The organism is Candidatus Cyanaurora vandensis, assembly GCF_013285555.1.
GTDB lineage: Bacteria > Cyanobacteriota > Cyanobacteriia > Gloeobacterales > Anthocerotibacteraceae > Cyanaurora > Cyanaurora vandensis.
Genome location: NZ_JAAXLT010000044.1, coordinates 1 through 9,246, shown reverse-complemented (window position 1 = coordinate 9,246; position 9,246 = coordinate 1). Strand labels below are relative to the sequence as shown.

Here is a 9,246-nt window from a genome sequence, read left to right as displayed (position 1 = left end):
CTTCGGCTAAATCAGGACACAACTTATATAAATCTTGTTTATTAGTTCCGCTGTTATCCATCCAGTAGCGGAGTGCTTTATTACGGATGAACTGGGCAGTGCGGATAGCTTCATCGAGCTTTGCATACTGTTCTAGTTTTCCGTCAAGTTTCGACTCAAGGACAATCATGACACAATTATAACCTATGACACTTTATTTATCGTTGTTAACTTTATGACTCCCTTCAGTGGTGGCGGCTTATATCCCCATAGCTAAAGCTAGGGGCTTTACGCCGCTTTTGGTAATAAAAAATTTCGTAGATATGCGGACTAGTTTTCGCTAGTCTTTCTTGAAACATAGGCTGGAAGCCCTAGCTAGGGCGCGTTCACGGTTGTCAGGCGCAGTGCGGAGTAGCGATAGGTCAGATTGACGAATATTTTTACAAATCTTAAAATCAGGAGGTGCATATACTGACCCAGCTCGAGCCTGCCCAACGCCCCAGTGCCCTTGCCCTTGGTAACTTTGATGGGGTACACCGGGGTCATCGGGCCGTATTGTGTCAAGTCCTCGACCAGCCCAACCCCACGGTCGTCACCTTTGAACCCCATCCCCGCGAATATTTCAGTGGTCAGCAGGGCTTTCTGTTAACCCCCGGCCCAGAACGGTTGGAACTCTTGGCCCAACTCGGTTTTGTCCAGACTGTCGTGTTGGCATTTACCCCCGCCTTGGCCCGCCTCCCGGCTCCTGAATTTGTGCAGCAGGTCCTGATTGAGCAACTCGGCGCGACCCGCATCAGTATCGGCCCGGATTTCCAGTTTGGCTACCAGCGCGGCGGGAATGCCCAACTATTACGGACCTGGGGGGCAAGTCATGGTTTTGAGGTCTGTGTGGCGACGGAGACTCAGTGGGAAGCTGGACGAGTCAGCAGTTCTGCCGTCCGTGCCGCTCTAGCCCAAGGCAATCTCGAGACGGTCCATCAACTCTTGGGTCGTAACTACCAACTCCGGGGTCCGGTGGTCCGGGGCGATGGACGCGGACGGACGCTGGGTTTCCCGACCGCTAATCTCGCTGTTTCACCCCGCAAATTTCTTCCCTGTAGCGGGGTCTATCTGGTCCAAGTAACCTGGGATGATCAAGCTCAGCCGGGACTCCTCAACCTTGGCTATCGGCCCACATTCGCCGGTCAAGAGCAGCGGGTAGAGGTACACCTGTTGGATTGGCAGGGGGACCTCTACGGTAAAACCTTGACCGTCGAGTTGCTCAGCTACCTGCGCCCTGAGTCCAAATTCACCTCAGTGGCTGCACTCAAGCAACAGATCCAAGCCGATACCTGCACTGCCCGCCAACTATTAATTCCTAAATAAATGACACGATCCCAGCTTTCTTGGGAACTATAGTCCAAAACGCCCCCAGGTTGCCTAAACTACGAAAGTAGTGTTTTCCCGTTCTCGGACCGCCATGAATGAACCCAACCCTAGTGCCTCCGGTACCCCGCTCGAAGAAGCCCAAAGCGGCGAGATCATCCGTCTCGTTAGTGTTTTGGACCAAACCCAGGCTCAGCTAAAGGACAAAGAACAACAATACGCCCGTCTCTACGCGGACTTCGACAACTACCGCCGCCGCACTCAACGTGAAAAGGACGAAATGAAGGTCACCGCCGCCTTCAATACCCTCCTGGAACTCTTACCTGTCCTCGATAACTTCGAGCGGGCGCGCCTCCAGATCCAGCCGGACACTGAGCGGGAGACCACCCTCAACAACAGTTATCAGGCGATCAATAAACAGTTACAGGCTGCTCTCGAAAAAGTCGGTCTTGTCCCGATTGAAGCGGTCGGCAAGCCCTTTGACCCCAACCTCCACGAGGCTATCCTCCAAGAGGAATCTCCCCGCTATACCCAAGAGACTGTCTTAGCCGAGTTACAAAAGGGGTACTATCTGGGAGATAAGGTCCTCCGTCCGGTCATTGTCAAAGTGGCAACGCCTATCCCCGGCACGGTTGAAGTCTTTGATGTTCTAGAGGATAGTCCTTAAGCCATGTTTCCTGACGCGTTCAACCCTTCCCAACCCTATGCCCGACTGAGAGAACGAGGAAACCCATGGGTAGAGTGATTGGCATTGACCTCGGCACCACCAACAGTTGCGTTGCGGTTTTGGAAGGGGGTAAACCCGTCGTCATTGCCAACAGTGAAGGCGGACGAACCACCCCGAGCATCGTCGGCTTCACGAAGACCTCCGAGCGATTGGTTGGTCAACTCGCCAAACGTCAGGCCGTGACCAACGCTGAGAACACAATTTTCTCGATCAAACGGTTGATCGGGCGCACTTGGCTAGACACAGAAGCTGAGCGTAAGCGCATCCCTTACCGAGTCGTCCCGGCTAAAGACGACATGGTGAGTGTCGAAGCCCGCGCCAAGACCTACACTCCCCAAGAGATTTCCGCGATGATCCTGCAAAAACTCAAGCAGGATGCCGAGAGTTTCTTAGGTGAGGCAGTGACGGAGGCGGTGATTACGGTTCCGGCCTATTTCACCAACGCCCAACGACAGGCCACCAAGGATGCCGGAGTGATTGCGGGGCTAGATGTCTTGCGGATTGTCAATGAACCGACCGCAGCGGCTCTGGCCTACGGACTGGACCGCCAGAATAAAGACCACTGCATCATGGTCTTTGACCTCGGGGGCGGGACTTTTGATGTCTCGGTCCTGCAATTAGGCGATGGGGTCTTTGAAGTGATGGCGACCGCTGGGAACAATCACTTGGGCGGGGATGACTTTGACGACCGGATTGTGCAGTGGTTAATCGAAGAGTTTCGGACTACCCAAAATTTAGACATTGCCAAGGACCGCATGGCCCTCCAACGGCTCAAAGAAGCCGCCGAAAAAGCCAAGATTGAACTCTCCACCACCGTCAGCACCTCGATCAACCTACCTTTTATCACTGCCGACAATACCGGACCCAAACACCTCGACACCACCTTGACCCGCGCCAAGTTCGAGTCTTTGATTAGCGATCTCGTTGAGGGGACGATGAACCCCACCCGCCGTGCCCTCCAGGACGCGGGTCTGACCCCTCAAGAGGTCCACAAAGTAATCCTCGTCGGCGGCTCCAGTCGCATCCCGGTGATTCAGGAGACGATCCGCAAGTTCATGGGCAAAGAACCCGACCGCTCGGTGAACCCCGACGAGTCCGTGGCCCTTGGTGCGGCTGTCCAAGCCGGGGTATTGGGCGGTGAAATCCAGGACGTGTTGTTACTCGATGTCATCCCGCTCTCCTTGGGCATCGAGACCGTGGGCGGGGTCTTCTCCAAAATCATCGAACATAACACCACAATTCCCACCAGCAAGTCGCAGATCTTCACCACCGGGGCCGATGGTCAAACTACGGTCGAGGTCCATGTCCTCCAGGGTGAGCGTTCGATGGCGATGGACAACAAGACTTTGGCTCGTTTTAACCTCTCGGGGCTCCCCCCAGCTCCGCGCAGCATCCCTCAGATTGAAGTCACTTTTGGGATTGATGCCAACGGTATCCTAAATGTGGTTGCTAAGGACCGGGGTACCAACCGTGAACAAAAAGTCATGGTCTCCAGTTCCGGGAAGCTCTCCGCTAGCGAAATTGAGCAGATGCGCCAGGAGGCCGAAGCCTACACCGAGGCCGACCGCTGCCGCCGCGAACTCGTAGAGTTACGCAACCAATGCGAACAGTTGATCTACTCCTGCGAACGCACCCTCAGCAATAACCGGGATCTCGTGCGCCCTGAGCTTGCCACCCAGCTTGAGCTTTCGCGGGCCGAAGTGCGGACCTTGCTCGAAGCCGAAGAACCCCAAATTCTCAAGCTCCGTCAACAGATGGAACATCTCCAAGAACAACTATTAGCAGTAGGAGCCTCCATCTATGAACAGCACGACGAGCCCTTCTAACCACGCAAAAGTCCTACTACTGGGCCAATAATGATAATCGCTGGGGCACTGAAACCCTGACTCTGAGCTAGAGGCAAAATTACAGCGAGGGTGCTCTGGAGATGTTCTTGGCGTGGGGTAGTCCCCCAGCGAATCAACAAGATGGGGGTAGCTGGATCTTTACCGGCCTGGAGTAGCGTTTCGACAATCTGGGGAAGTTGCTGTAACCCCATGTAGACCACTAGGGTATCTACTGACCGCGCTAGGGCCGCCCAATCCACCCGGGGCTGGTATTCGCCCACGGCCTCATGACCCGTCACAAAGGCCACCGAAGAACTCAGACCGCGATGGGTCAGGGGCACGCCGAGGTAAGCCGGGGCGGCCATCCCCGCTGTAATTCCTGGGACCACTTCCACCGGGACCCCCGCCGCTTGCAGAGCCACCAATTCCTCGCCACCACGCCCAAATAAGAAGGGATCGCCCCCTTTGAGCCGGACGATTACCCCGGCGGTTTGGGCTTTGACTAGAAGTAAGGCGATAATCTCAGTTTGAGACAAAGAGTGCATCCCCGCTCGCTTCCCGGCGTAGAGACATTCGGCAGCGGGATGGATGAATTGGAGGATCTCAGGGCTGACCAAGGCATCGTAGAGGACCACATCCGCGTGTTCGAGGAGTGCTTTGGCGCGGAGGGTGAGTAACCCTGGGTCTCCTGGTCCTGCCCCGACTAAATAAACTTTTCCGAGCGTCACAGCACCTTCCAACATCTACACAGCGGTAGATGTTTACCTATTTTAAGGGGTGGAATTCGCGTCGTGGTTATCGCAAACCAAGAGTTTATTAAGAAATATTACATTCATGCTGTCATGGCGACGGGTTTAAGTAAGATGTTCTCACGCGACGAACGCGTTCAACTCGGGACCATGCACGTGAAACTCGAAGAGAAACACAAGGTTACGCTTTATATTTCGCCCGAACTCCATCGTCAACTCAAGGTCCAGGCCGCCCTGGAAGAAGAGCCGATGTCTACGTTAACCGAGCGGGCTTTAGCGTTTTACCTGGAGCATGGCGACTTAGTGGAGGAGCGATTAGGTCAGAGCTATCGTCTACATAGCTGTCCTAGTTGTAAGACCCCAGTCATTCTGCGAGATGGTGAGTTGACGAGTTTACCGGAGACGAGCGGGGCGATATTAGATGACACCCGGGTTGCTCCTGTACTCTCTTTGCGCTAATTCATTTAGGGGTGCTGGTGATGCGTGAAATCGAAGTTCTAATTCAAGCACAATACCCCCTCATTTACCTCGTCACTTTTGAAGAGGAGCGGGCGGAAGAAGCGATTGCACGCATTGCTCAGACCAAACCCCAGCACCATGTCTTTGTGTGGACGGTGACTCACGGGATGGTCGAGTATGGGCGGACCAATGCCCCTACCCAGCACAATACCATTTCGCCCCAAGCCGCCATTGAGTGGGCCAGTCGTTACAAAGAAAGTGGTATTTTCATCTTCAAAGATTTGCATCCCTTTATAGACAATGCTGAGGTTAACCGCTGGTTGCGCGATACTGTCATAAATTTCAGAGGCACTCAGAAGACATTAATTTTGATGTCCCCCATTCAGAATGTTCCCGTCGAACTTGAAAAAGATATCGTGATGGTCGAGTACCCCCTGCCGGATATGCAGGAACTCGATGAAGTCCTCAACCAACACCTCAAAGTCCCCTTTGGCAAGAAGCGTGTTACCCCCGAGACCCGTGAGAAACTGCTCAAAGCAGCCCTCGGTCTCACCCGTGATGAAGCTGATAAAGTTTACCGCAAAGCTGATGTAGTTGCTGGAAAGTTGACTGAATCAGAAGTAGACATTATCCTTTCTGAGAAAAAGCAAGTCATCAAGCGCAACGGTATCCTTGAATTCCTAGAGTTCGACGAAACTATTGAAGCCGTAGGTGGATTATCCGAACTGAAGCGGTGGCTGACCCAACGGGCCGGGGCCTTCACCGAACGTGCCCGTCAGTATGGTCTTCCCCAACCCAAGGGGATGCTAATTTTGGGCGTACCCGGTTGTGGAAAATCCTTAATCGCCAAGACAACCGCCCGTCTGTGGGGATTGCCTCTCCTACGCCTAGATATGGGCCGGGTTTATGATGGCTCAATGGTCGGGCGTTCCGAGGCCAATCTCCGCAATGCCCTGAGAGTCGCTGAGTCCATTTCGCCTGCTATCCTCTTTATTGATGAAGTCGACAAGGCTTTTGCCGGAGCAGCGGGTTCAGCGGACGCGGATGGCGGGACTTCTTCGCGTATCTTCGGCAGTTTCTTGACCTGGATGCAGGAAAAGAACTCCCCCGTCTTCGTGATGGCGACAGCGAACCGAGTCGAAAAATTACCCAGTGAATTCCTCCGCAAGGGACGATTCGACGAGATCTTTTTCGTTGACCTACCCACGCAGGATGAACGGACCGAGGTGTTCCGCATCCACTTGGCGAAGCGGCGTAAGGAAATAGACAGATTTGACATCGAAGAGTTGGGCAAAGCCTGTGAAGGATTCTCTGGAGCAGAGATCGAACAGGCGATTGTTGCCGCGATGTATGAAGCTTTTGCGCAGAAACGAGAGTTTACACAGTTTGACATCCTGTCGGCTCTCAGGTCCACCATGCCCATCTCTCGTACGATGATGGAACAGGTGACCGCTCTGCGTGAATGGGCTCGCAACCGGGCACGTCCGGCGGCGACCAGTTTCGCTGAATACTTACGTGCTGAGTTCTAGGAAAGAAAGTGGAGGAACCGCCAAGCTCTCAAGCTTTCTTGACCAGACCTGAGGATGTAAGAACGTTAACTTCTGTAAACAAAGGAGACTTAAACCATGTCCCACTTTAGCACACTGCGCACCAAGATCACCGATGCCGAAATCCTGAAGACCTCTCTGAAGGACCTGGGTATCAGCGTCAAGACCATGGCGGATGTCCGCGGTTATAACGGACAGCGGGTCCGGGCCGACCTCGTCGCCACCCTCGAAGGCGAATATGACCTCGGCTGGTCTCGCAACCCCGATGGGTCCTTTGACCTCATCGCTGACCTGTGGGGCGTGGCGAAGAAGCACAACCAGACCGAGCTCATCAACTCGATCAACCAGAAGTACGCAGTGACCAAGACCCTTTCTGAAGTCCGTCGCACGGGCCACACCGTGGTTGCTCAGGGCGTTGGCAGTGATGGTTCGACCCGGTTGACCATCCAAAAGTAGTGTCCACTCCCCGAAGCGGGGCGTGTCCTGGACGCGCACCGCTTTTTATTGAAACCTGCGCCACTGGGGACAGAGGCGGCTATGATACTTGTGTTCCAAGCCTGATAAAATTGGGTTGGATTGGTAACAATCGCAACACAGTGAGCGGCTCCAGCTTTTAAGGATGAATGGATGTACCTTGCAGTCGTAGGCTTGAGTCACCGCACGGCTTCCGTTGAGATTCGTGAGTGTCTCACCATCGCCAATGAGGAACTGACCGCGACCCTCCAGGGTTGTCTTGCCGCCTGTACCCACGTCCAGGAGGTAGCTATCCTCAATACCTGTAACCGTCTTGAGGTTTATGTGGTGGTGACGGATACGGAGCATGGGGTGCGGGAGGTCATTCATTACTTGTCTCGCCTCAAACAGGTCGCGCTACCGACCCTCCAGACTCACCTTTTTACGCTGCTTCATGAGGATGCGGTGATCCATCTTTTTCGGGTGGCGGCGGGGCTAGACTCGATGGTCCTTGGCGAGGGGCAGGTCTTGGCCCAGGTGAAATCCACCTACCAACAGGCGCAGCAGGCCCGGACAACAGGCCGTTTCTTAAATGAACTCTTTAAGACAGCAATTGGGGCGGGTAAGCGGGTCCGTACCGATACGGAGATTGGTACGGGCGCGGTCTCCATCTCTTCAGCAGCGGTAGAATTGGCCCATGCCAAGTTTGCGGGTCTCAAGGGCCGTCACAACCTTGTGGTGGGAGCCGGGGATATGGGGGAACTCTTCGTACGCCACCTCATCGCCAAGGGTGCCGACCGCATCACGATTCTCAATCGTTCCCTGGACCGCGCCGAGAAATTGGCTAGTCAGTTCCCCCAGCCGATTGCAGTTCTACCCTGGGAAAAGTTGGTAATTGCAGTGACTGAGGCGGATCTAGTTTTCACCAGCACGGCGACCCAGGAACCCATCCTCGCCCGTCGTCACCTAGAGCATCTCGAACTCGGCAGCCGGACTTTGACGTTCTTTGACATCGGGATGCCCCGCAACGTTGCCCCTGACGTGAATCAAGTACCGGGGGTCTGGTCCTACAACGTGGATGACCTCAAGGAAGTCGTAGACCGCAATCTTGCTCACCGTCAACAGATGGTTCAGCAGGCGCAGTTGCTCTTGGAAGAGGATGCGACCAAGTTTACTGAGTGGTGGGGCTATACCCAGGACGCAGTACCCACATTGAATTCCTTTCGTCAAAAAGTGGAATCTATCCGCCTTGCCGAACTCGAAAAGGCCCTCTCCCGCTTGGGCAATGAGTTCGCAGGCAAGCACCAAGAGGTTATTGACAGCCTCACCCGCGCCATTGTCAACAAAATTCTCCATGACCCTGTTTTGCGAATCCGCGCCGAGCAAGATGTCCAAGCCCGCCGCCAAGCCATGCAAGCCCTCCAGACCTTGTTTAACTTAGAGAATCCTCAGAATTGAAAGGTTGCACCTGAGTACGTCTGATCTGCCCCTACAGAAAATCTTTGCGATATAAGTCAAAAATGACGTATGTTGAAATTGACGTATGTTATGGGTGCCTCAAGACAAAGAGGATATACGTAAGATGAAGGCAAATCCGGGCGACATGATACTGCTTGAGCAGGTAGTGGGACGCAATGCTTTAATCACCCGCCTATGGGGTGTGTTGGAGCAACGAAGTTTAGAGCTACTTGCTGAGCGGCGACTTGGTAAAACGACCGTCATCAAAAAGATGCAGGCAGAGGCACCAGAAAAAAAAGTTAGCTTTCTTCCGCGATTTAGAAGGGGTACGTACGCCCCTTGAATTCTTAGATCTGGTGCGGAAGGATGTTGAAAAAAGCTTGAGTAAACAGAAGCTGGTTATGAATAACATAATGGGCTTATTTAGGGCACCACGATTAATTGCTGTCTGTCCTCATAAATGAGAAAATAGGAGAAAGAGTTGGATTGAACCTGGGGCAGCAAGGAATCTGGGATTGGGAAAAACGGCAAGCACGCTTGGTTGAGCAAAAATGCTTTCTTACTCAGCTTGATGGCTTGGTCCAAATTTCGACCAATCTTAAACCAAGTTTACGAGCAACCCAGAAAAAGTAACGCTGGGCGCAAACCCATTGATGTGATTTTGATGTTTAAACTGCTCATCT

The 9,246-nt window shown here is 53.6% G+C and carries 8 protein-coding genes and 1 pseudogene; 7 read left to right on the top strand and 2 right to left on the bottom strand.

All coding sequences use genetic code 11. From position 1 onward, the window contains the following. A pseudogene (locus HFM78_RS16080) lies at positions 1 to 169 on the bottom strand (RNA-guided endonuclease TnpB family protein); the annotation flags it as partial. A 272-nt stretch (positions 170 to 441) separates the two neighbouring features. On the opposite strand from HFM78_RS16080, the gene HFM78_RS02690 reads away from it, so the two are divergent. From HFM78_RS02690 to dnaK, 3 genes are all read left to right on the top strand, one after another. Continuing rightward, entirely contained in the window at positions 442 to 1,344 is a 903-nt protein-coding gene (locus tag HFM78_RS02690) for a bifunctional riboflavin kinase/FAD synthetase (protein WP_287127876.1), read from the top strand. Between the two features lie 94 nt (positions 1,345 to 1,438). Beyond that, positions 1,439 to 2,011, top strand: coding sequence for a nucleotide exchange factor GrpE (gene grpE / locus HFM78_RS02685; RefSeq protein ID WP_287127875.1), 573 nt, complete (start codon positions 1,439 to 1,441; stop codon positions 2,009 to 2,011). Between the two features lie 65 nt (positions 2,012 to 2,076). Further along, positions 2,077 to 3,897, top strand: a complete 1,821-nt coding sequence (dnaK, locus tag HFM78_RS02680; protein WP_287127874.1) for a molecular chaperone DnaK — start codon at positions 2,077 to 2,079, stop codon at positions 3,895 to 3,897. On the opposite strand, the gene cobA is transcribed toward dnaK, so the two are convergent. Beyond that, entirely contained in the window at positions 3,894 to 4,637 is a 744-nt protein-coding gene (cobA, locus tag HFM78_RS02675) for a uroporphyrinogen-III C-methyltransferase (RefSeq protein WP_396032775.1), read from the bottom strand. The genes dnaK and cobA overlap by 4 nt on opposite strands. Before the next feature lie 51 nt (positions 4,638 to 4,688). Here cobA and HFM78_RS02670 point away from each other — a divergent pair, with 51 nt between their 5' ends. The 4 genes from HFM78_RS02670 (at position 4,689) to HFM78_RS02655 (ending at position 8,563) form a co-directional block, all read left to right on the top strand. After that, on the top strand, positions 4,689 to 5,105 hold the full coding sequence (locus tag HFM78_RS02670) for a hypothetical protein (protein ID WP_287127872.1): 417 nt from the start codon (positions 4,689 to 4,691) through the stop codon (positions 5,103 to 5,105). A gap of 20 nt (positions 5,106 to 5,125) precedes the next feature. Beyond that, entirely contained in the window at positions 5,126 to 6,634 is a 1,509-nt protein-coding gene (locus tag HFM78_RS02665; RefSeq protein ID WP_287127871.1) for an AAA family ATPase, read from the top strand. Positions 6,635 to 6,730: 96 nt separating this feature from the next. Continuing rightward, positions 6,731 to 7,108 (top strand): DUF1257 domain-containing protein, encoded by a 378-nt coding sequence (locus HFM78_RS02660; RefSeq protein ID WP_287127870.1) that lies wholly within the window; start codon positions 6,731 to 6,733, stop codon positions 7,106 to 7,108. Between the two features lie 171 nt (positions 7,109 to 7,279). Next, on the top strand, positions 7,280 to 8,563 hold the full coding sequence (locus tag HFM78_RS02655) for a glutamyl-tRNA reductase (RefSeq protein WP_287127869.1): 1,284 nt from the start codon (positions 7,280 to 7,282) through the stop codon (positions 8,561 to 8,563). Positions 8,564 to 9,246 lie beyond the last annotated feature (683 nt).